At 66.6% G+C, this 22820-nt stretch carries 19 protein-coding genes and 1 tRNA gene; 6 read left to right on the plus strand and 14 right to left on the minus strand.

The features are described 5' to 3' along the window. Positions 1–33 precede the first annotated feature (33 nt). From ABLE92_RS19220 to ABLE92_RS19230, 3 genes are all read right to left on the minus strand, one after another. Positions 34–1776: a cadherin-like domain-containing protein gene (locus ABLE92_RS19220; RefSeq protein ID WP_348806379.1), complete on the minus strand. Its 1743-nt coding sequence runs from the start codon at positions 1774–1776 to the stop codon at positions 34–36. A 1040-nt stretch (positions 1777–2816) separates the two neighbouring features. Then, a complete protein-coding gene (locus ABLE92_RS19225; protein WP_348806380.1) occupies positions 2817–3101 on the minus strand; it encodes a YciI family protein in 285 nt (94 codons plus the stop codon). Beyond that, a complete protein-coding gene (locus ABLE92_RS19230) occupies positions 3098–3232 on the minus strand; it encodes a hypothetical protein (protein ID WP_348806381.1) in 135 nt (44 codons plus the stop codon). The genes ABLE92_RS19225 and ABLE92_RS19230 overlap by 4 nt, the downstream gene beginning before the upstream one ends. 103 nt (positions 3233–3335) lie before the next feature. Between ABLE92_RS19230 and ABLE92_RS19235 the strand changes: the two genes are divergently transcribed. After that, positions 3336–4178, plus strand: a complete 843-nt coding sequence (locus ABLE92_RS19235) for a LysR family transcriptional regulator (protein WP_348806382.1) — start codon at positions 3336–3338, stop codon at positions 4176–4178. Between the two features lie 40 nt (positions 4179–4218). On the opposite strand, the gene ABLE92_RS19240 is transcribed toward ABLE92_RS19235, so the two are convergent. The 3 genes from ABLE92_RS19240 to ABLE92_RS19250 form a co-directional block, all read right to left on the minus strand. Then, on the minus strand, positions 4219–5322 hold the full coding sequence (locus tag ABLE92_RS19240; RefSeq protein ID WP_348806458.1) for a protein kinase family protein: 1104 nt from the start codon (positions 5320–5322) through the stop codon (positions 4219–4221). A 187-nt stretch (positions 5323–5509) separates the two neighbouring features. Further along, positions 5510–5740, minus strand: a complete 231-nt coding sequence (locus ABLE92_RS19245) for a hypothetical protein (RefSeq protein ID WP_348806383.1) — start codon at positions 5738–5740, stop codon at positions 5510–5512. Positions 5741–5875: 135 nt separating this feature from the next. Continuing rightward, positions 5876–6079 carry a YgaP family membrane protein gene (locus ABLE92_RS19250; protein ID WP_348806384.1) on the minus strand — a complete coding sequence of 68 codons (204 nt, stop codon included), beginning with the start codon at positions 6077–6079 and terminating at the stop codon, positions 5876–5878. A gap of 147 nt (positions 6080–6226) precedes the next feature. Between ABLE92_RS19250 and ABLE92_RS19255 the strand changes: the two genes are divergently transcribed. Continuing rightward, entirely contained in the window at positions 6227–6397 is a 171-nt protein-coding gene (locus ABLE92_RS19255; protein WP_348806385.1) for a hypothetical protein, read from the plus strand. Positions 6398–6670: 273 nt separating this feature from the next. On the opposite strand, the gene ABLE92_RS19260 is transcribed toward ABLE92_RS19255, so the two are convergent. Next, a tRNA-Gly gene (locus ABLE92_RS19260) sits at positions 6671–6744 on the minus strand. 164 nt (positions 6745–6908) lie between these two features. Between ABLE92_RS19260 and dcd the strand changes: the two genes are divergently transcribed. The 3 genes from dcd (at position 6909) to ABLE92_RS19275 (ending at position 10531) form a co-directional block, all read left to right on the plus strand. Beyond that, entirely contained in the window at positions 6909–7487 is a 579-nt protein-coding gene (gene dcd, locus ABLE92_RS19265) for a dCTP deaminase (protein WP_348806386.1), read from the plus strand. Positions 7488–7719: 232 nt separating this feature from the next. After that, positions 7720–9147, plus strand: a complete 1428-nt coding sequence (locus ABLE92_RS19270) for a UDP-glucose dehydrogenase family protein (protein WP_348806387.1) — start codon at positions 7720–7722, stop codon at positions 9145–9147. A gap of 52 nt (positions 9148–9199) precedes the next feature. Further along, entirely contained in the window at positions 9200–10531 is a 1332-nt protein-coding gene (locus ABLE92_RS19275; RefSeq protein ID WP_348806388.1) for a hypothetical protein, read from the plus strand. Between the two features lie 9 nt (positions 10532–10540). Here ABLE92_RS19275 and ABLE92_RS19280 read toward each other — a convergent pair whose 3' ends face one another. Together ABLE92_RS19280 and ABLE92_RS19285 are read right to left on the minus strand one after the other, a co-directional pair. Further along, positions 10541–11341 carry a MerR family transcriptional regulator gene (locus ABLE92_RS19280; protein WP_348806389.1) on the minus strand — a complete coding sequence of 267 codons (801 nt, stop codon included), beginning with the start codon at positions 11339–11341 and terminating at the stop codon, positions 10541–10543. Between the two features lie 62 nt (positions 11342–11403). Then, the gene (locus ABLE92_RS19285) at positions 11404–11985 is read right to left on the minus strand and encodes a TetR/AcrR family transcriptional regulator (RefSeq protein WP_348806390.1); all 582 of its coding nucleotides are present in this window, start codon (positions 11983–11985) and stop codon (positions 11404–11406) included. Positions 11986–12086: 101 nt separating this feature from the next. Between ABLE92_RS19285 and ABLE92_RS19290 the strand changes: the two genes are divergently transcribed. After that, a complete protein-coding gene (locus tag ABLE92_RS19290) occupies positions 12087–13673 on the plus strand; it encodes an MFS transporter (protein WP_348806391.1) in 1587 nt (528 codons plus the stop codon). On the opposite strand, the gene ABLE92_RS19295 is transcribed toward ABLE92_RS19290, so the two are convergent. From ABLE92_RS19295 to ABLE92_RS19315, 5 genes are all read right to left on the minus strand, one after another. Further along, a complete protein-coding gene (locus tag ABLE92_RS19295; protein WP_348806392.1) occupies positions 13635–14774 on the minus strand; it encodes a PDR/VanB family oxidoreductase in 1140 nt (379 codons plus the stop codon). The genes ABLE92_RS19290 and ABLE92_RS19295 overlap by 39 nt on opposite strands. Positions 14775–14781: 7 nt before the next feature. Next, positions 14782–15708: a metal-dependent hydrolase gene (locus tag ABLE92_RS19300; RefSeq protein WP_348806393.1), complete on the minus strand. Its 927-nt coding sequence runs from the start codon at positions 15706–15708 to the stop codon at positions 14782–14784. Continuing rightward, positions 15705–17498 carry an SDR family oxidoreductase gene (locus ABLE92_RS19305; RefSeq protein ID WP_348806394.1) on the minus strand — a complete coding sequence of 598 codons (1794 nt, stop codon included), beginning with the start codon at positions 17496–17498 and terminating at the stop codon, positions 15705–15707. Before ABLE92_RS19305 ends, ABLE92_RS19300 begins: the two co-directional genes overlap by 4 nt. Before the next feature lie 120 nt (positions 17499–17618). After that, complete coding sequence (locus ABLE92_RS19310; RefSeq protein WP_348806395.1) at positions 17619–18872, minus strand: pyridoxal phosphate-dependent aminotransferase; 1254 nt, start codon at positions 18870–18872, stop codon at positions 17619–17621. Positions 18873–19142: 270 nt separating this feature from the next. Beyond that, positions 19143–22673, minus strand: coding sequence for a (Fe-S)-binding protein (locus ABLE92_RS19315; RefSeq protein ID WP_348806396.1), 3531 nt, complete (start codon positions 22671–22673; stop codon positions 19143–19145). Between the last annotated feature and the right edge of the window lie 147 nt (positions 22674–22820).

Below are 22820 nucleotides of genomic sequence, written 5' to 3' on the forward strand. Positions count from 1 at the left end.
AACCGCTGCGTCGCCACGCTGCGGCAGCGGGCGTCACACCGAGGGGGTTCCTTGTACGCCCGTGTTCTCGGCTGTAACGGCGGGATCGGCGGCCGGGACGGTCATTGTCGTCGACGTGGACAGGCCGCGACCGTCGGATGCGGTGACGACGAATGAGTCGGCGGTGATCGCGCCGGGCGTGTTGGTCGTGCACAGCCATTGGCCGGTGCTCGGGTCCAGGGTCACGATGCCATTCGTCGGCTGGGTGGTGATCTGGTAGCTGATGGTGTCGCCGGGATCCTCGTCGGTGGCGGTGACCTGGCCGGCCACTCCGATGGGGATCACCCGGGTGCCATCGGTGAAGCTGGTGGCGTAGAGCGTGGTGCCATTCGGGCTGACAGCGACGCCGCGTGGGTACGTGATCGCGTTGGTGCCGACGACGGCCCCGGTAGCGGTGTCGATGGTCGTGATCGAATTCTCCGTCGCGACGTAGAGACGTTTCCCGTCGGGGCTGACCGCGAGTCCGTTCGGATTCCCGATGCCTGAAATCGTGGCAGTCACTGCGTCGTTGTCGGGGTTCGACGTGTCGATGGAGACGACCGATACCGTCTGGTCGTTGGCAACGTAGAGGGTCGAGCCATCGGGCGAGATCACGACGGACTCCGGGTTGGCACCGACGTCGATGGTCTTCACGATGGTGTTGGAGGACGTGTCGATCACCGAGACGGTGCCCGGGTCGGTGTCGCTGGTGACGTAGGCGTACCCGCCATCCGGGGCGATGGCCACCCCAAACGGGTAGGTCAACGGAATCGTCGTGACCGTCGTGTTGGTTGAGGTGTCGATGACCCTTACCTGGTTGCCCGAGCCGGTGGTCACGTAGAGAAGCCCGCCATCCGGTGTCATCGCCAGATCCGAGGTGTCGCCTCCCGGCGGGATCTCGGTCACGGCGCCGGTACGCATGTCGATCACGGAGATACCGTCAAGGGTGTTCACGTACGCGCGCGATCCGTCCGGACTCATCACGAGCTGGATCGGCGCTTCGCCCACCTGGACAGTTGATTTCGTGCCGGTGGCAACGTCGAGGAAGGTCACGGTGTTGGCTCCGTAATTGACGATGGCAATCTGTTTGCCGTCGGCGCTGAGCGGGGTGACACCCCACGGCCATCGATCGGGGCTGTTGTTCGACTGATCAATGCCGAACGTCGTCGGCCCGCTGACCGGACTGCTCGTCGAGGTCGAGGACGCGATGGTCGGGGCGTGGTTGACCGCCTGCAGCGCAATGATCGGTACGGTCACGGTTGCGGTCTGGCCCGACGACGGTGTCGCCGAGAGCAGGTGCCAGTGCGCGCCGTTGACCGGTGTCTCATCAGACGCCGTGACCGCGAACGAATCCGTGGTCGAGGCGGTGCTCGCCGGGTCGGACAACCCGAGCACATAGTCGGGATCGGGTGCGTAGGAATAGGTTCCGTCCGGGTATACGACGACGGTCCCGTGTTCGGGTTGGGTGAGCACGGTGTAGGTCAGTACATCACCGTCGGGATCGGTGGCACCGAGCGATCCGGTCACCACGCCGATGGTGGGGTCGACGAGTTGCGACGTCGACGACATCGTCGGATAGGAGTTGAAAAACTTGCGATTGACCTGTTGCCAAGCGGCCCAGACGAATACCAGTGCAGGAGCCGGAGGCGGCGTGGTGGGATCGGCAGCGACAAGCGGATTGAATCCCAGCACGCTCAGGAGAGTCGCCACGAAGTGCGTCGGCGCATTCACCACGCGGACCCCTTGATCCGTGGTCACCGGTGCAGGTTCCTCGCCTACGACGTTCGACGAGGCCCGCGAGGCCACCGGCTCCAAGGGATCGCTCGCAGTGATCGTGTACGGGGTCGCGGATTCCGCTGGAGCGTCCGTGCCCGCCGCATTATCGGAGTTGCGCTGCAGTGTGTTTGATGGGGAGTCCGCCGATGACGGCGACGATGTCGGGGTCGTGGGAGAGTCGGACGGTGATACCGAAGGCGTCTCCTGCACATCGGCACCGATGGGTGTTTGATCCTGTATCTCAGTGGGTTCCACCGTCACCCCGGAATCCGCGGTGGGTTCCTCGCTGGTCGCGGTGGTTGCTGTGCTCGGCTCCTCGGTGGGAGTCTGCTCGAGAGTTGTCGGCTCGGTCGGGTCGGAGGCCACGTCGGTCTCGGCTGTCGATGACGGTTGTGTGTCGAGCTCTGTGGTGAGGTCGGTGTCAGCGGTCTGATCCGGGGTCGTTGACTGCTGATCATCGCTCTGGATGCTTGACGTCGAACTCGACGAATCCACCGGTTCTGCGGTGGCCGTCGACATGACGAGGGCCTGGCCACCCCACCAGAGCGCAGTCCCAATCCCTATGCCCGCCAGACTTGCTCGGAACCTACGCGTCGATCCACTGCATCCGCCTCTGGTCATCGTGCGTCCTCGCAGTTATGTCGGCAGGCCCTGCGGGCCTTGGGCGCGGTGCGCCGCGACAACGACGATTCCAGTACGACGAGGAGCCGCCAAGCCCCATCTTTGGGGGGCATCGGAACGGTGTCGGAGTGCCGGATGAAGCGCCACGGGACGGTCTCCCCACCCGCACAGGGACCCATCGACCAGACGCTCACCCTGCAGGACGCCGCAGACCGCCTCGGGCCCGACCCGGCTGTAGTGCGCGCCGTCACGAGCGTTCCACGGAACATTCCGTCGGAGGCGTTGGGTCTGCGTCTCGCCGGGAGGTCTTCAGTCGCCGGCTCCTCACCGGGCCCCGGGAAGCGGCATGCCGACGGTTGCACCCCCGGTTCGAGGTGTGGCTTCCGGTGTCGTGGTGACCATCAGCCAACGAATCCCCGATACGGCAGCAGGCCGACGATCGTGAACTTACTGAGTTGGGTTGCGGCCATGGGGAGTTCGGCCACGCAGGCCTCGGCGGCCGCACGGCTGTCGGCCTCGATGACGAATGCGGCGCCGGGAACGTCGTCGCGCAGCCAGATCTGCCGCACCACGCCCTTGGCGTAGAGCTCGCGGACCCGCTCGGTCTCGGCGGGCAGGACGCGCTCGAAATCGTTGTCGGAGAACAGCTCCAGCCGACGACGAGACAACACGAGGAACTGGCTCACGGCAGCTCCTCCATGGTGATCAGCGCGCCCAGGCGGGCGTCGCCGGGTCTCGAACTGTCCGTGGCCGCGTAGATGGGCGGCGACGATTCGGTGTGGTGCAGTCGCGCGTCTGGTGTGTCGAACGTGTGCATACATCGATCACACCGCGACACGTCATCGTCAACAACGATCAGAAACGGATAGGTATCATCACTATTCGTGATAAATCGATCCGGTCTCGTGTCGGTCTGACCGATGGAACTTCGCCAGGTCCGCTACTTCTTGGCGGTGGCCGACACCGGAACATTCACGGCCGCCGCAGATCGCCTCGGCATCGTGCAGTCGGCCGTGAGTCAGCAGGTCGCGCGACTGGAACGCGAGGTGGGTACGCCGTTGTTCGATCGCTCTCGACGCGCCCCGGTGCTCACCGCCGCGGGTACGCGGTTCCTGCCGGCGGCGCGTGCGTTGATCGTCGCGGAGGACGCAGCCCGGCGCGCCGCCCGCGACGGTCCCGAGGCGTCCCGACCGCTGCGGCTCGGCGTGCCGGGTGCGTTGTTCCCCGCGACGGATGGCCTCGCCGGCGTCGAGATTGTCAGCGTTGCGTCCGGTCAGCGGCAATCGTGGGTGGCTGCGGGCGAACTCGATGCCGCCATCGTCCACGGCGACGACGTGCGTGCCGATCTGCGCTCGCTTCCACTGCCACCGGATCGGGTCGTCGCGGTCGTGTCGCAGCAGCATCCCCTGGCGGAGAGGTCCCGAAACGCGGTCGACGACCTGGTGTCCTATCCGCTGATCTTCGCCGAGAATGCACTCGGCTCCTACCTCACCCGCGCGGTGTTACGCGCTTGTCGTAGTGCGGGATTCGACCCGGCAGTGGCAACGGTCGGCGCCGAGACCGGCGCGGTGTCGGCGGTGCGTGCACGGCCCGACTCGTGGAGCGTGTTCTACGCGGCGCAGGCAGCGTTGCTGCGTGCCGACGAGCTCGGCGTCAGGTTCGTGCCTGTTGTTCCGGCACTGACGGTTCCGACCGCTCTCGTGTTCCGTGCGGACGCCGAACACCTTGGCAGACAACTGGTGCGGGCGCTGCGCGAGAAGTGAGGTGCGTGCGGCGGACACCACCGCACGCACCTCGGAACGGTCAGTGGGTCGTCATCTTGCCCGAGACCTCATCGATGGCACCCATCGTGTCGAGGTCTTCGGCCGCGGCGAGGAACCGCAGGGTGAATGCGCGTACTGCCGCCTCGGGTTGCATCTCGACCGGGGTTGCGAGCCACACCAGGAGGCCATAAAGCGGCTGTGCCCGGTATTGGAGCCACGCCTCGTCGGCTGGAACGTCAATCCCGTAGCCGGCCAACTCCTTCAGGTACCCAGTGACCAAGTCCCGTTCATGGGCGCGCCGGTCGTCGGTGGACAGCGAGGTCGAGAGGAAATAACTCACGTCGAGTGCCCAGCACCCCTTGCGAAGCACCTGCCAGTCAACGAAGATCGGTTCGCCACTGAGGTGGAAACCCAGGTTCTTCAGGTGTGGGTCGCTGTGGAGCAGGGTGCGGGGGACCTCCGCGTCGTAACGGAGCAATGCCTCGACCGCGCGCTTGACCCGCTCGGAATCGCGCAGCGCCTCAGGGACGGGATGATCGAATACCGTACCCGCGGCGAGCTTTTCGCTGGCGTAGTCGGAGAACATCTTGATCGCATCGGCCTGCGGCCCCTCATTCGGTGTCCACACCCACTCGAGGTCATCGAGTTTCGGCGAGTTCCAGAAGTGCGCGTGATAGCGGGCCATCGCCTTCAAGACCGCTTCTGCGCGAACCCAATCGATGGGTTCCTCGGCCTTGCCCCAGTCTGCGGCGACCACATCCTCGAGCACCAGGACAAACGAGCCGTCCTCGTCGCTGAGCTCGGCATGCAGGCACCGCGGCGTCGGTATGTCGACCGCCGGGAGGACGTCGTTGAAGAACTTGACCTCTGCGTGGTAGATGCCTGCTGCGGTGAACAGTTCGCCGAACACGTTGTCGAAGTTGGTCTTGACGAACAGTTGTGTCGGCAGGTCGGGCGACGGGTCTGCGTACTCCGCGGTGAGTCGCAAACGGGTGGACGTCCCCTGATCGACCTCGTCGACCTGTAGCGATGTGACGGTCGTGCCCGGGTACTTCGAGGCGAAGACCTCGGTGAGCCACTCGGCGGTGAAGTCCGACTTCTTGGCTGGAATCCGGGGTGATGTTTCCACGGCGGCTGCCCCCATCTGCACGTTCAGTGCGTTAACAGATTAATAATTGCACTACTATGAGGTAGATCTCCCTTGGATGTCAATGTGTTGCGCATCATCGGTAAACCGCACCGCTCGGCGTGGCCCTGTGCGGTGGGATCTGGGTGCTGTGACGGTGCCGTAGCGGGCAGCAGTAGCGACGCTGCTGGCCACGTGGTCGGTTTCAGGGCCGAGCCTGCGCTGGGGAGGAATCGGCGATCAGGACGAACCCGGCCATGGCGCACGGGTGGGCCGCCATCCACGACGGGATGGCGAACGCCTCGGCGCCGTCACGTCCCTCCTCGGAATCGAAGCCGCGGACAAGTGGATACAACGCGAACAGCACTCCCGCTGCGAGCATGGCGATGCCGACCTGGCCGGTGTTGAACCGGCGGTGCGTGGAGTTGTGGGTCACCCGTCGTGTTGAGCACCACTCGCGAAAGGGCCGACCCTTCTCTCGCTCGACTGTGGCAGCGGGCGTCACGCCGACGGCGTCTTTACGGCGTTTCGGCGGCGGTCGCCTGACTCCAGGCGACCGCCGCGCCTGGAATCAGGTGAAGGCCACTCCGGGCTTGAGTCCGAGCTTCTTGAACACAAAAGCCGCAGGACAGAATCCGGTGAACGAGGACTGCAGGAGGTTGAGGCCGACGAACACCGTCAGCCACAGCCAGTATCCGGAAACGAAGGCGCCGAGCGCCACGGAAATCAGGATCATGGTTCCGGCCATGATCAGGACGGCGCGGTCGATGGTCATGCGGGGGTCCTTCCGGAGTTTGGTTTATACCCCATGGGGTATTTGACAAGACGGTACCAGATACCCCTATGGGTATAGGGCCGTGCGGTCCACAAAGGGGACGACGATGAAGGCAACGAGTCAACCCTCAACCGGGCGGTACGGGGAGTGGCAGGCGTCGTCGCGCTGATCCTCGGGACCGCCGTCGGGGCAGGCAGTGTGCTGGGCGGCAAACTCGTGCTCGCCGCCGACACCGCGACCACCGAGAGTCGCTACGCGGTGGTCAAGGAGTCCGGGCGGCCGTACGCACCCACCAGCCTGTACCGGTACTGGGTATAGATGCTGCACCGGGCAGGGGTCCGAAGAGTGCCACTCCGCACGGCCCGATGAACGTGTGCATCCCTCATGCTGGCCGAAGGTGTGCCGATAACCACGGCGTCGGCTTGGGTGCGCCATTTAAGCGCTGAACCGCTGTTCCGCACTACGCCACGAGTGACCCCACGGCACTTACGAGAGGCTTCCGTCGTCCTGTTGTGCAATTTGGTGTGACTTCGAGGACTGATGAGGTTGCCTCAAGAGCGGACCGTAACGCTGTGACCTGCATGATCACCGTGGAGCCGATGACGGGAATCGAACCCGCGTATTCAGCTTGGGAAGCTGATGTTCTGCCATTGAACTACATCGGCGTGCTGGTCTCTACGACCTGCGACGAAAGACTAGCAAACTCCGCAGGCCGTTCCGTCGTCAAGGCCCTACCCGGTCCGGCGCGTCGCCCGCGACGGCGAGTTGCGCATGGACCAACACGACCGGACACGCAACTGAGGTGACCCCCGTCCGATAGCCTCGGACCGTGCTGCTTTCCGACCGGGACATCCGCGCCGCCATCGACACCGGGCGCCTCGCGCTCGACCCGTACGACCCCGCTCTCGTGCAACCGTCGAGTGTCGATGTCCGCCTCGACAGCCTCTTCCGGGTGTTCAACAACACCCGCTACACCCACATCGACCCGGCGCAGCGGCAGGACGAGCTCACCAGCCTCGTCGAACCGGACAAGGGCGAGCCGTTCGTGCTGCATCCCGGCGAATTCGTGCTCGGATCGACGCTCGAGGTGTGCACATTGCCCGACGACCTCGCCGGACGACTCGAAGGCAAGAGCTCACTCGGACGTCTCGGACTGCTGACGCACTCCACCGCCGGGTTCATCGACCCCGGCTTCTCCGGGCACATCACGTTGGAGCTGTCCAACGTCGCCAATCTGCCGATCACGCTGTGGCCGGGCATGAAGATCGGCCAGCTGTGCCTGTTCCGCCTGTCCAGCCCCGCCGAGCACCCGTACGGCAGTGCCGCGGTCGGCTCCAAGTACCAGGGCCAGCGCGGACCGACGCCGTCGAAGGCGTACCTCAACTTTGTGCGGGATATTTCGGGGTAGTCACGCGGCGAGTCTGGGCCCGGAGCTGGTGGGCTTGTTGGGCTGCCGGCTTGCGTGGTCTCGACTCGCGGCTCGCCCTGGGGGCTCGCAGCAGGCTCGACCGGCGAGTGATGGTCGGGCTGCGGCGAGGGAGACCTCGACCGGCGAGAAATGATCGCTGTTCACCGACGCGTCGACGCGGCGCCACGTCGTGGTGGGTTCCGCGATCATCGCCCCGCGTACGTCTACTGGTATGAAGCTGACCGTCATCGGATGTGGATACCTCGGCGCGACCCATGCGGCCTGCATGGCCGAACTCGGGCATGACGTCCTCGGCGTGGACGTCGACGCCGAGAAGGTGGCCCGGCTGCGTACCGGTGAGGTGCCGTTCTTCGAGCCCGGACTGTCAGACATCCTGCGACGCAACCTGACTGCCGGGCGTCTCGAGTTCACTACGTCGATGCAGGCGGCCGCCGACCACGGCAGTGTGCACTTCGTCGGCGTCGGAACACCGCAGCGGGCACGGGGATACGGCGCCGACACCTCTTACGTCTTCTCCGCCATCGAAACCCTCGCCGGACTCCTGCGTGGTGAGCATCTGATCATCGGGAAGTCGACGGTGCCGGTGGGCACCAGCGCCGAACTCGCCGAACGCATCGGCCACCTCACCGGAGACCTCGCCGACGTCGAATTGGCCTGGAGCCCAGAGTTTCTCCGTGAGGGATTCGCCGTCGAGGACACCCTGCGGCCCGATCGGATCGTCGTCGGCACCGACCCCGAGGCCGTCACCAGTGCGGCGGTGGCGGTGATCGGTGAGATCTACCGGGAGATCCTCGAAACCGGGGTACCACTGGTCACCACCGACTGGGCGACAGCCGAATTGGTCAAGACCTCCGCCAATGCCTTTCTCGCGACCAAGATCTCGTTCATCAACGCGGTCAGCGAACTGTGCGAGATCGTCGGCGCCGACGTGTCCACCCTCGCCGACGCCATCGGCTACGACAACCGCATCGGCCGCCGATTCCTCAACGCCGGACTCGGATTCGGCGGGGGCTGCCTGCCCAAGGACATCCGGGCGTTCATGGCCCGCGCCGACGAACTCGGCGCACACCGCACCCTCGGCTTCCTGCACGAGGTCGACGCCATCAACATGCGCCGGCGCAGCGCCATGGTCGACCTCATCGAACAGACCTGCCCCGGCGACCTCATCGGCGCCAACATCGCCATCCTCGGCGCGGCGTTCAAACCGGAGAGCGACGACGTTCGTGACTCCCCGGCATTGAGTGTCGCCGGACAACTGGCCCTACGCGGTGCCGCGGTGACGGTCTTCGACCCCAAGGCCACCGACAACGCGCGCCGCATGTACCCGATGCTGCACTTCACCGATAGTGCTCGCGCCGCGGCCGCCGACGCCGACGTGGTCGCGCTGGCCACCGAATGGGCCGAATTCGTCCACATGGCACCCGAGGAACTCGACGACGTCGTCCGCCACAAGGTGATCGTCGACGGCCGACGATGCCTTGATGCAGGTCAGTGGCGTGCATCCGGGTGGGAGTACCACGCGCTCGGCGGTGCGGTCCGGGACCGCAACACCGCCCCCGCGCGGGTCGGTACCGCGACCGCCGCGCAGGTCGGCGGCCCCTCATCACGGGCAGCGATTCGCCGACACGTGCTAGGTTGAACAACCACACAGCGGATGCGGGGAGGCATCCGGGCGAGTGTAGGGAAATTCGATGTCCACGAGTGCAGATACGGCCACCGCGCGTAGCGTCGTCCACGCTGCGCTCACCGATCGTGTCCGCACGCGGCTGACCAGCCGAAACTCGCCGGTCGTCGCGCTCATCGACCTCGACACCACGGGTGCCTCGGCCATCGTCGTCGACATCACGGCCGACGACGAGATCATCGCGGCGCCCGCACCGCTCACCGACGTGACGCCCCGCGCCCTCGATCTGGCACTCGCCGCCCACCTGATCGGTGTGGCCCGGGTACCGGCACCCGATTCCGACGTCGGCACCGCCGAACTCCGCAAGCTCGCCGGGCGCGCCCGCACCCGACTGGCCGCCTCCGAGGGCGCGTTCATCATGGGTGAGGAGCACGTCCGCCTCTTCCGCGTCACCCGCCGCGACATGGAGGTGGCGACGGCCACCCAGGCCGCGGAACTGTCGGCATACATCGACGACGTCCTCGCCTCGGTCGGTGCGCCCGACGCCGCAAAGCTCCTGACCTCGACGCACGTCCAGTGGCCCGGCCTGGACACCCTGCTGTCGCAGGTCCGCGGCGCGCCGGTGATGGTGCTCGATGACATCTCCGACGAGCCGCAGCCGACCCACGGAGTCGCGTTCGCCACGACGGAAGACTTTCTGACGCCATCCGACGACCAGACCTCCGAGGTCCGGGTCGTCGAACCCCCGGCCGATGCTCCGACCGCGGTCGCAACCGCATCGTCGTCGGTGGCTCCAGAAGCTGCCGACCTCGGGCCCCACGATGATCGGCCCTCCGATGGCCTCGCCACCGTGGAGCCGATCGGCGTCGACGATGCCGTCACCGATCAACTCGAGGCGATCACGGACCGACTCGACCCGGTGGAGGCACTCCCCGGATACCTCGCCGACGCCGATTTCGACGCCGACACCGATCTCGACGCCGACACCGATGCCGCCACCGTGGTGCCGACCCCGGAGGCCGGTGACAGCCGCTGGTTCTCCCGACAACGCTGGCTGCTCGGCGGTGCGGTCGCCGGAGTCCTGGCGGTGTTCGGAGTCGCCACCGCCGTCGCCTTCACCGGCGGTTCGCCGGAGCCGGCGACGCCGAGTGTCGCACCGAGCGCCCCGGCCGTGGCCGCACCGCCCGCGAGCAGCGCGCCGCAGGAGTTCGCCGATCCCTCCGACCTCGTCGAAGCCCGCCGGCCTGCGGTGCTCTACACCACTCCGCCGCCCCCACCGCCGCCGGAGACGAGTACGCAGCAGCAGAATCAGAATCCGTCGTCGCCGAGACGGCAGGCCCGACCCCAGCCGCGGATCGTCATCCCGATCCCCGGGCGGCCGCCGATCGTCATCCCCTGACCGGGCCGATCAGGACACCGAATCCGGATCGTGCCCGGATTCCCTTGCGACGGTGAGGTAGTCGGCCAATTGCCGTTTCATCTCGCGGTCGAGCGCGCGGTCGAGCGCATTGTGCGCCGACACCTGGCCGGCTCGACGCAGGCCCATCAACAGGCGTGTGGTTCTTTCGGATTCGTCGTCGTCCGTCGGGATCCAGCCGTCGTCATGGCCTTCGGTGACCCGACGGCGGCCGGCGGAGATGAGGGTGTTGGCGACGCTGTCCATCGCCTCATCGAGGGCGGCATGCACGTCGAGAATGTCATCCAGTGACATCCCCTGGGCGACAAGCTCTCCGTAGGCGGTGACGGTTTCCGGATCGAGGATGGCGTAGGTGTTCGGCGGATTCCCGCCGGTGTCGGCACCTTCATCATTGACATCTGCGGATTCGGCACGGATCAACCGGAAGTCGGAAAGACGTTGCCACTGCTTGGGATCCGCGGTGCGCAGGATCTGCTCGAGTTCGTCGGCGGTGACAGTGGTGGGCGTGATGCGTGACCACCGTTCGGTCACCACTTCGCGCAGGCCGAGGACCTCGGCAAGGTCGTCGCCACGTTGCATGCCGGACAGGAAGTCACCGATGTGGCGGATGGTGAAGCCCCGCCCGAGCAGGTCGTTGATCACCTTGAGGCGGGCGAGGTGCTCGTCGGTGTAGATGGCAATGCGGCCGCGCCGGAGCGGTCGCGGCAACAGTCCCCGGTCCTGATATCCGCGCACGTTCCGGGTGGTCGTCCCGGCCGCGCGGGCCAGATCGTCAATCCGGTATTCGGTCACGGAGAGACATTCTCGCAGATCGGGAGTCCCCGATGGTTCACAGTCGGTGACTCCGGGCGCCGTCACGGTCGCAGCCCGTTGGCGATCAGCGCGAGGACGCCGTCGTAATTACGTACCGGATCACTGAACTCCGGCCCCGCCCCGGCCAGTTCGAGACTGATCGCCCCATGTACGCAGGACCACACCTGCATCGCGAGTTCGAGGGCGTCGCCCGGGCGCACCACGCCGGCGGCCTGACCGTAGCGGACGATATCGGCCAGGGCGGCGAAGGCGGTTTCCGCGGTCGCCACATCGGGTCGGCACTGCGAGGAGAACATCAGGCCGTAGACGACGGGATAGGCGAGGGCGAACTCGCGGTAGGCGCGCCCGCTGTGGGCCAGACGCGCTGCGGCATCACTGTGGGTCGCGCCCCGGATCGCGTGGCCGAACTCGGAGAAGGCGTCGCTGACCAGGGCATCGAGCAGTCCCTCCTTGCCGTCGAAGTGGTTGTAGACACCCATCGGCGCCACCCCGGCCTCCTTGGCGACCGCCCGGATGGTGAGCCCGGCGGCCCCGTCGCGTTCGAGGATGCGACGCCCGGCGCGAATGAGGTTGGTGCGGACCTCGGTGGCGGGCGTGCGACGTGATGGTGAAGCGCTCGGCATATTGACAACGTACTAGAACAGTGTTCTTCTTGTGTGGAACGTTGTACTACAACGTTGGGTCAACGTTCTATAACCTGCTTCCAACTCGAGAGGGGCGCATCATGCGCACTCGTTGGTGGGCGCTCGGCGCCCTGTGCTTTGCCGAACTGCTCGTGATGATCGACAACACGATCGTCAACGTCGCCCTGCCGACGATGGCGCGTGACCTCGACGCCGGGATCTCCGGCTTGCAATGGATCGTCGACGCCTACACCCTGGTGTTCGCCGGACTGCTGCTGACCGGCGGCTACCTCGGTGACCGCTTCGGTCACCGACGCATGCTGCTCACCGGCATCGCAGGATTCGTGGCGGTCTCGGCTCTCGCGGCGTCGTCGCAGACCCTGGGACAACTCGTCGCAGCCCGTGGTGGTCTGGGACTCTTTGCGGCGCTGGTCTTTCCGGCGACGTTGGCCCTGATCACGACGATCTTCACCGAACCCCGGCAGCGCGCGGCCGCGGTCGGTATCTGGGCGGCGACGTCGGGTATCGCCGTCGCGATCGGGCCCGTTCTGGGTGGGTGGCTGCTCGAGCACTTCGCGTGGTCGTCGGTGTTCTGGGTGAACCTGCCCGTCGGGGCGTTGGCCGCCGCCGCCATCGTCGCCGTCGTTCCCGGCACACGTCCGGAGACCGTGTCGCGCTTCGACATCGTCGGACTGGTGCTGTCGATCCTCGGCCTCGGACTGCTCGTCTACTCGGTCATCGAGGGCCCGAACGTCGGTTGGTCCGCCGCCCGCACCATCGTCGGACTCGGTGGCGCCGTGGCGATCCTGGCGCTGTTCGTCTGGCGGCAACTCGTCCTCGCCCATCCGATCCTCGACGTCCGGCTGTTCGCCAATCGCCACTTCGCCGCCGCGGCCGCACTGATCAGCGTGGCCTTCTTCGCGCTCTTCGGATTCATCTTCCTGATCACCCAGTACTTCCAGGCGGTCAAGGGATACGGACCACTCGACGCCGGCATCCGGACCCTTCCGTTCGCGGTGGTGATGGCGGTGTTCTCGCCGGTGGCGATGGCACTGTCGCACCGGTTCTCGCCCCGGCCGGTGGCCGTCGCCGGTGCGTTGCTGATGTCGGTGGGCTTCGCGCTCGTCGAAACCTCCTCGCGGACATCGGGATACTGGGAACTCATCGTCTGGTCGATGTCGCTGATGGCGATCGGGCTCGCGTTCATCTCCGGGCCCTGCACCCAGCTGATCATGGATGCCCTGCGGCCCGAGCAGGCCGGTGCCGGTAGCGCCGTGAACGACACCACCCGTGAGGTCGGCGGCACGCTCGGCGTGGCGGTGCTCGGCTCGGTGCTCACCTCCGTCTACGCCGCCGGTGTGACCGACAGGCTTGCGGCACTCGGTGTTCCGCGCGGTGCGGCCGACACCGCAGGCGAATCGGTGATGGCCGGTGTCGCGGTGGCGCAGCACGCACCGGCGGTCGCCGCCGATTCGATTCGCGTTGCGGTGCAACAGGTCTTCGTCGACGGACTGCACTCGGCGGTGTGGGTCGCCGTGGCGGTCACCGCATCGGCGGCCGTGGTGGCCGCGGTGGCGCTGCGCGGAGCCCCGCGGGGAGCGGAAAGATCGGTGACGGACGACGCCGCGGACGACGGATCGTCGTCGACGTCAGAGATCGAGCGTGAGGCTCTCGCCACTCGCCCGTGACACGCACGTCAGGATCTGCCCGTCGGCACGTTCCGGCTCGGTCAGGATGTTGTCGCGGTGGTCGATGCCACCCGACAACGTCCTGATCTTGCATGTGCCGCAGAAGCCTTGGCGGCACGAATACGGCACCGACGGGATCTCGGCGCGCAGCGCGGCGAGCAGTGTCTCGTCGGCGCCGACGGTGATCTCCTGCCCGGTGGAGGCGATGGTCGCGGTGAACTCGCGGCCGTTCTCCACCGGAGGTGGGGTGAAGCGCTCGTAATGCAACTCGATGTCCGGGCGATCGACCAGGTGGCGGCGCAGATTCTCCAGCATCGGCACCGGCCCGCAGCAGTACACCGCCAGACCCGAAGGCGCACTGCCGGTATCGGGGTCGACCTCGCCGACGAGTTCCTCCATGGTGGGTAGGCCGCCCTCGTCGTCGGTGCGGATGGTGACCTTCTCACCGAAGCGGGCCACCTCTTCCCGGAACGGAATCGAGTCGAGTGTGCGACCGGTGTAGATCATCGACCAGTCCAGGCCGAACTTCTCCGCGGCACTCAGCATCGGCAGGATCGGGGTGATGCCGATACCGGCGGCGATGAAACGCAGTTGTCGCGCGGTGGACCCGTGGCCGGGCAGCGAGATCGGAAAAGCGTTGCGCGGACCCTTGATCGAGACGAGATCACCGACCGCCAGGGTGTCGTGCACCTCGACCGATCCGCCGCCTCCGTCCGGGATGCGTCGGACCGCGATGCGGTAGGTGTGTCGGTCGGCGGGGTCGCCGCACAACGAGTACTCACGCATCCGGCCCGACGGCAGCAGCAGATCGAGGTGTGCTCCGGCGTGCCAGCGGTGCAGGATGCCACCGTCGGGGTCGGCGAAGGTGAGTGCGACCACGTTCTCGTCCTCGGCGACCACCTCGCGATGCACGATCCGTACCACGGTGATCCCGGTATCGGCGGTGGTGTCGTGCAGCGGCGACAGGGGCCGCCACAGCGGCCACCAGATCTTCGACAGCGCGGTACCGAAGGTGAGCAGCGGGTCGTGGCGCCACCGACCGTACAGATGAGGCGGGGGTGCGGTCATCGCCGTGGTGTGCGGATGTGCGCGCTGATTCATGAAGACCTCATCCCGCCCGACGGGCCGCCGGCGACGCCGCGAGGTAGGCGACCGCCTGTGCGGTGGAACCGATCTCGTTGGGATGGAAACCCGGGCGGAAGTAGCTGGTGGTGGCCAGGATGACCTTCCACATTTTGGGTAGGACGCCGGCGCGGACACCGCGGAAGTAGTGGTACTCGCGCTGGAAGAAGTTGTAGTGCAGGGTCGGATCGCTGGTCATGATGAATCGGAAGCCGCGGTTGACCAGCAGCAGCAGCACCGGCAACGCCACCAGCATCGCGCGGCCACGTCGCAGATATCCGTCGCCGAAGTAGACGGCCACCTCATGGGCGACCGCCCGGTGCTCGACCTCCTCGGCACCGTGCCACATGAACAGGTCCGACATCGTCGGATCGGCGCCGTGCTCCACCCAGGTGTTGTTGAGCGCGAAATCGCCGAGGATCGCCGTGTAGTGCTCGAGCGCCGCGATCAGCCACAGGCGCTCGATGAGATGCTTCTGCCGGGCCTGCGGACTGCCCTTGCTCAGTGGCCCCAACAACTTTCGGAAGATCCACTCCATCTGACGACAGAACGGACGGGGATCGATGCCGTGATGATCGAGGAACTCCCACAGGACGTGATCGTGGGCCTCGGCATGCATCGCCTCCTGCCCGATGAAGCCACGCATGGTGGCGATCAGCTCCTCGTCATGCACCAGCGGAAGGGCTTCGTTGTAGGTCTGCACGAACCAGCGTTCCCCCTCGGGCAGAAGGAGATTGAGCACGCTAACGAAGTTCGACGCGACGGGGTGGCCCGGAATCCAGTGCAGCGGGACCTGTGACCAGTCGAAGGCGACGTAGCGGGCGTGGAGTTCGACCGGTCCCGGGTCGGAGCCGTCGGCGTCGAGCGGTTCGCGGGAATCGCTGATCGAGTGGGCGTGGGCGTGGGCGGTCATCGGTGGGCCTCCTTGCCGGCGACGACGGGACGACGGGCGGCGAAATGTGAGATCCAGGGAGCGAAACGATAAATGCGGTAACCGATCTGGGCTTCCGGAGCGACCGGTACCACCGCCTTGTCGTCGAGGATCGCCGCGACGATGCGCGCCGCCACCTTGTCGGGGGTGAAGCCTCGTCGCCGATACAGCTCGGTGAGTCGCCGCTGTTCGGCGGCCTGGGCATCGTCGTCGAGTCCGGCGATGGCCGAGGTCGCCACGATCGGGGTGTCGATGAGTCCGGGGCAGATGGCGCTCACCCCGATGTGGTGATCGGCGAGTTCGCCCCGCAGGGATTCCGAGTAGAGCAGCACGCCGGCCTTGCTGGCCGAATAGACTCCGAGGCCCCGCTGTGGGGTGAACGCGGCGGCGGAGGCCAGGTTCACGATGTGACCGCCGGTGCCGCGACGGACCATCTGACGGCCGAACTCGCGGCATCCGGTGATCACGCCGCGCAGGTTGATGTCGAGGAGTCGATCGATCTGTTCGTCGGTGGCGTCCAAGGATGCCCCGGACAGGCCGATGCCCGCATTGTTCACGACGATGTCCGGAATGCCCTGCGCTGCTGCGACATTCGTCGCGAACTCGGCGAACGCCGCGGTGTCGGACACGTCGAGGGTGTACACCGCGGTGGCCGCGCCGCTCTCCTTGCACATCCGGGCGGTCTCCTCCGCCCCGGCCGGATTGATGTCGGCGAGAACGACGTCACAGCCGAGTTCGGCCAGGGCACGCGCGGTTTCGCGACCGATGCCGCTGCCGGCGCCGGTGACGACGGCCAGACGACCCGACAGCGCCTGATCCGGTCCGAATCGCCGGGCGCGGGTGAGGGTGTCGGGAGTCCGGGGTGAGCCGTTGAGGTAGGAGATGAACTCGCGCACGTTGTCGGCCACATACTCCGGATGCGTCGACGGAAGCCAATGCCCGGTGGTCGACGGCCGCCGCCACAGCTTGGCCACGTACTTGTGCGTGGTCGCGAATGTCGGTGGGCGGATGGCGAAGTCACGTGTGTTGAGGAGTTCGAGCACCGGAACGGACACCGTACGCGGGGCCGGGAAGAATAGTCGCCGACCGATGTTCGCGCGGTAGTAGCGCACACCGGAGTTCATGTCGCGGCGCAGGGTGGGCCCGGTGTGCACCGCGTCGCGCGGGGTGCCGTCCATGAGGTGCAGGAACTCCCGCCAGGCCCGCGGGTTTCCGAGGACCCCGAGGAACAGCCGCGGAGCCACCGGCAGGTGGAACAGGCCGATGTAGGTGGAGCTGATGGCCTGTGCGATCGAGTTGCGGATGTTGCGTGGCGTCGGGTGGGTGATGTTGTGGCGCAACAGCGCACCCACCTGATCGAGACTCGGGCCCGAGATCGAGGTGAACGACGCGATGGCCATCGAGGCGTCGCTGCGCGACACCGCCTCCCACGTTTGGATGGAACCCCAGTCGTGCGCGACCACATGGATCTTGTCGTTCGGTGCGACGGCCTCAGCGACGGCGAACAGATCGTCGGCGAGATTCTCGATGCGGTAGGCGGAGACGCCGTCCGGGCGGTCGCTGTCGCCGATGCCGCGAGTGTCGTAGGCGAAGACCCGCGCATCACGGGCGAGGTCGGCGGCGACGTCGTCCCACACCCGGTGGGTGTCGGGCCACCCGTGCACCAGCACGATCGTCGGCATCGCCGATTCGTCGCGTGCGCCGTCCACGACCGCCTCGAAGACGGCGAGGTTGACCTCACCGCTGCGAACCGTGCTGCGTTTCCATTCCACCGTCGAACTCCCGTCGGCCTCTCAACCAATGGAGGTAGACGTTACCAACGGTTACATCAAAAGCCAACGAATCCGGGGTTTGCGCTGATCAACCCCGGAAAACCGGTGGTCAGGCGGGTGTCACTGCCGATACGACGCCAAGAAGTTGCCGATCCGTTCGATCGCCTCACCGAGCTCTCGGGCCCAGGGCAGCGTGACGATCCGGAAGTGGTTGTGGTCGTCGAGGTTGAATCCGGTGCCCTGGACCACCAGGATCTTCTCCTGCAGGAGGAGGTCCTGAACGAACAGTTCGTCGTTGTGGATCTCGTGGACCTCGGGATCGAGGCGGGGGAAGGCGTAGAGCGCGCCGGATGGCTTCACGCAGCTCACGCCGGGGATCTCGTTGAGTTTCTCCCACGTCACGTTGCGCTGCTCGTAGAGCCGACCACCGGGGTGCACCAGGGCCTCGATGCTCTGATACCCACCGAGCGCCACCTGGATGGCGTGTTGGCCGGGCACGTTGGCGCACAGGCGGGTGGACGCGAGGATGCCCATGCCCTCGATGAATCCCTTGGCGTGGTCCTTGGGTCCGGTGATGACCACCCAGCCGGCCCGATAGCCGCACACGCGATACGCCTTGGACAGTCCGTTGAAGGTCAGGCACAGCAGATCGGGGGCGAGCGAGGCGATGTTGGTGTGCACCGCGTCGTCGTAGAGGATCTTGTCGTAGATCTCGTCGGCCAGGATGAGCAGGGAATTGCGGCGGGCGACGTCGGCGAGTTGCTCGAGAACCTCGCGCGAGTAGACCGCACCGGTCGGGTTGTTCGGGTTGATGATCACGATGGCCTTGGTGCGCGGCGTGATCTTGGCCTCGATGTCGGCGATGTCCGGATTCCAGCCGTTGTCCTCGTCGCAGCGATAGTGCACCGCCGAGCCGCCGGAGAGTGCGGTCATCGCCGTCCACAACGGGTAATCCGGCGCCGGGATCAGCACCTCGTCGCCGTCGTTGAGCAGCGCCTGCATCGTCATGGTGATCAGCTCGGACACACCATTGCCGAGGATGACGTCGTCGACGTCGAAGTACGGGAAGTCGGGGATGAGTTCGTAGCGCGTGACCACGGCACGACGCGCGGACAGGACGCCGGCGGATTCGGAGTAGCCCTGCGAGTACGGCAGGGCGTGGATCATGTCGCGCATGATGACGTCGGGCGCCTCGAACCCGAACAGCGCCGGGTTGCCGATGTTGAGCTTCATGATGCGGTGGCCCTCGGATTCCAGACGCGCGGCATGCGCGTGTACCGGGCCCCTGATCTCGTAGCACACGTTCTGCAGCTTCTGCGACTGCTCCAGCGGCTTGAGGTTCTGATTCAGGTGGGATACATAAGGCCTACTCACGAGTTCAATTGTCGCAGCCGCAGGCAAATCGGTTTTTTCGGGCGTCGACGTCGACGTTCACAGCGCTCTCCCTGACGTTGGCAGCGCCTTCTCTCGCACTGACAGCGCTCGGTCTCGCACTGACAGCGCTTTGTCTCGCACTGACAGCGCTTGAGCAAGCGCTGTCAACGAGGAGTCGAGCGCTGTCAACGGTGACGAGAGCGCTGTCAACGAAATCGGGCCCGTCCGATTCGTGCGAATCAGACGGGCCCGATGGCCGATCCCGTGCGCTCAGGCCTTGTGGCCGGGCCGTTTCTTGCCGGCGGCGATCCCGAAGCCCTTGGCCTTCGACGCACCGGTCTCGCCGAGGGTGCGCTCGTCGGGGGCCGAACCATTGCTCGACGGTGCCGGAGCATCGTCGACGGGCTCAGTCACGGCTGCCGGTTCCTCGACGGGCTCTCTCGGTTCCTCGGCCGGCTCACTCGGCGTCTCGGCCGGCGCCGTGGACTCCTCGGTAGGCGTGGCCGCGGCAGGCTTGGCCGCTGCCTTGCCGATGCCGCCGGGGCGTTTCTTGCCCGCGGACATGCCGAAGCCCTTCGCCTTCGCGGGCTTGTCCTCGGTGAGTGCACCTTCCGCGGGCGCTGTCGCCGACTCGGCGGACTCACTCACGGTCTCGGCCACAGACTCGGTCGGTGCCTCGGCGGGCGCCGCGGACTCCTGGACGGAATCCTCGGCCGGCGCGGCAGCGGCAGGCTTGGGTGCTGCCTTGCCGATGCCGCCGGGGCGTTTCTTGCCCGCGGACATGCCGAAGCCCTTGGCCTTGGCCGGCTTGTCCTCGGTCACCGTCGCCGCACCCGCGGTCTCGGTCGACGCGGCGGCCGGTTCGCTGACCACCTCGGCCGGCTCACTCGACGCCTCGGCGGGCGTCGCCGGCGCGGCTGCAGCCGCAGCACCGGGCTTTGCGCCCGGTCGCTTCTTGCCCGCAGACATACCGAAGCCCTTGGCCTTGGCCGGCTTCTCCTCGGTCAGTGCGGCACTGCCGGCCGACTCGGTCGACGCCTCGGCAGGTGCTGCGGCTTCCTCCGCCGGCGCCGGCGCCGACGCGGCGGGCTTCTTGGCGCCTGGGCGCTTGGCCCCGCCCATGCCGAATCCCTTTGCGGCGGGCTTCTTCTCGGCCGCGGGCGCCTCAGCGGTGGCCTCCGCGGCCCCGGCCGACGCCGCCTCCGCCGGTGCGGCCTTCGCGGCGGCACCCGGCTTCTTGCCGCCCTTCATGCCGAATCCCTTTGCGGCGGGCTTCTTTTCGGCAGGCGCCGACTCGGCGGGTGCCTCGGCCGGAGCGGCCTTGGCAGCGGCGCCGGGCTTCTTGCCGCCCTTCATGCCCAGACCGACCTTCGGCTTCGGCTTCGAACCGGCATCGGTCGTCGCCGAAGCAGCGGCCGCCGCGGGAACCTTCTCCTTCTCGGGTTCGGGTTCCGGCTCGGGGGCGGGCTTGCCGATCGGGCCGAGGAAGCGGCCGCCGCGGGTCACCTCGGGGGCGCCGCGCTTGACCGACTCCAGCAGCAGCTGTGCGACGTCGACGACCTCGACCTTGCCCTCGTTCTCGGTTCCGGACGTCCGGGCGGTCACGCCGTCGGTGAGCATCACGCGGCAGAACGGGCAACCGGTGGCGACCTTCTGCGGTACGTCGCCGCCAATATCACTGCCGAGCGTGTCCAGCGCCTCGTCCACCCGGTCGATGTTGATGCGCTTACCGATCTGCTCTTCCATCCACATCCGGGCACCACCGGCGCCACAGCACATGGATCGTTCGCCGTGACGCGGCATCTCCCGCAGGTTCGACCCGGATGCGGCCATCAGCTCACGCGGCGCGTCGTAGACCTGGTTGTGGCGACCCAGATAGCACGGGTCGTGATAGGTGACGCCCTCGCCGAGCGGGGCGACCGGCACCAGACGCTTCTCCCGCACCATTCGGTTGAGAAGCTGGGTGTGGTGCACCACTTCGTATTTCGCACCCAACTGCGGGTACTCGTTGCCCAGGGCGTTGAAGCAGTGGGCACAGGTGACGACGATCTTCTTGCGCTGCTGCGGCGCCGTCGAGAAGACCTCGTTCATCATCTCGATGTTCTGCTGGGCGAGCATCTGGAAGAGGAACTCGTTGCCCGCGCGGCGAGCCGAGTCTCCGGTACAGGTCTCGCCCTCGCCGAGGACCAGGAAGTTCACCGCGGCGATGTCGAGCAGTTCGGCGACGGCCTTGGTGGTCTTCTTCGCGCGGTCCTCGTACGCGCCGGCGCAGCCGACCCAGAAGAGGTACTCGAAGCCCTCGAAGGACTCGACGTCCTTACCGAACACCGGGATCTCGATGTCCATCTCGTCGATCCAGTTGGTCCGCGCCGAGGAGTTTTGACCCCACGGGTTGCCCTTGTTCTCGAGGTTCTTGAACATGCCGGCCAGCTCGGTCGGGAAGTCCGACTCGATGAGCACCTGGTAGCGGCGCATGTCGATGATGTGGTCGACGTGCTCGATGTCGACGGGGCACTGCTCGACGCAGGCGCCGCAGGTGGTGCAGCTCCACAGCGTCTCGGTGTCGATGACCGCACCGAGCTGCTCCGGGTCGAACGCGCCGTCATCGGAGGTGATGCCGTCGCCGCCCCCCATGAGCCCCTTGGACTCGCCGACCAGCTTGCGGGCGGCCTCGGCACGCGCGGCCTCCGGGATCTTTGCCAGCTTGGCCTCGTCGACGTTTCCGTCGGCGTCGACCAGGCCGACCTCGTCGCCGCCCATGTCGGTACGCCCACCGGCGATCAGATAGGGCGCCTTGGCCTGCGCGTGGTCGCGGAGCGACATGATGAGCAGCTTGGGCGACAACGGCTTACCGGTGTTCCACGCCGGGCACTGCGACTGGCAGCGACCACATTCGGTGCACGTGGTGAAGTCCAGCCAGGCCTTCCACGAGAAGTCCTCGGCCTTGCCCGCACCGAACGCGTCGACGTCGGGATCGGCGGTCTCCATGTCGAGGACCTTGCCGCGGCTCATCATCGGCTTGGCCGCACCGAGGGCGACGCCGCCGTCGGGCTGACGCTTGAGATAGATGTTGAAGAAGGCGGCAAAGCGGTGCCAGGCCACGCCCCAGTCGATGTGCGAGCCGACCACCGCGAGCCACACCATGCCGCTCATCAGCTTGATGACCGCGGCCCCGGTGACCCAGTACTCCGACGACCCCTCGAACAGCTGCGCGAAGTAGTGGGTGAAGAACGACGTCCAGATCGGCGGGTCTTCCAGGCCCGCCGAGATCTTGAAGGTCTTGACGAAGACCATGCCCAGGCCCTCGAGCAGCACGACCCATTCGACGAAGTAGGCGGCGCCGAACCGCGAACCCGAGAAACGGGAGATCCGCTCGGGCACACGGGGATGGTTGAGCTGGCGAATGATCATCAGCGTGACGATGCCGATGACCGTGCCGAGCCCGAGGACCTCGTCGGCGAAAATGTAGATGTTCCAGGAACCGATGATCGGCCAGTGGAAGTGCGGGTCGAAGATCTGACCGTAGGCCTCGAACCAGAAGATCGCGCCGATCAGGAAGCCGAACATCACCAGCCAGTGCGCCCAGCCGACAGTTCGGAACTTGACCATGCGGGTGTGGGCGACGAACTCCTTGAGCATCGTCCACAGGCGGGGGAGCACCGGAAAATACCGGCCGCTGTCGATGCGCTGGCCCTGGGCGATGGCACGCACCATGCGCCAGACTCCGCGCAGGAACAGCGCCCAACAGAACAGGCTGATGACCGCGGCAATCGTGCCGATGGTGATCGTCGTGGCATTCACGGCGTCCGGCCCCTCTCTGGTTGTCTTCAGACCCTCCGGCGCTGGCTGACGGGCGCGGGGTCAGACGTCTACTACAGGTAACCGTAATTGCTGGGGGTGAGGCAGCGCTGCCAAGGCTGACCTAAGTAACGCTCGGTCGGTTACCGG

It is taken from the genome of Gordonia oleivorans (assembly GCF_040044975.1).
Classification (GTDB): Bacteria; Actinomycetota; Actinomycetes; order Mycobacteriales; family Mycobacteriaceae; genus Gordonia; species Gordonia oleivorans.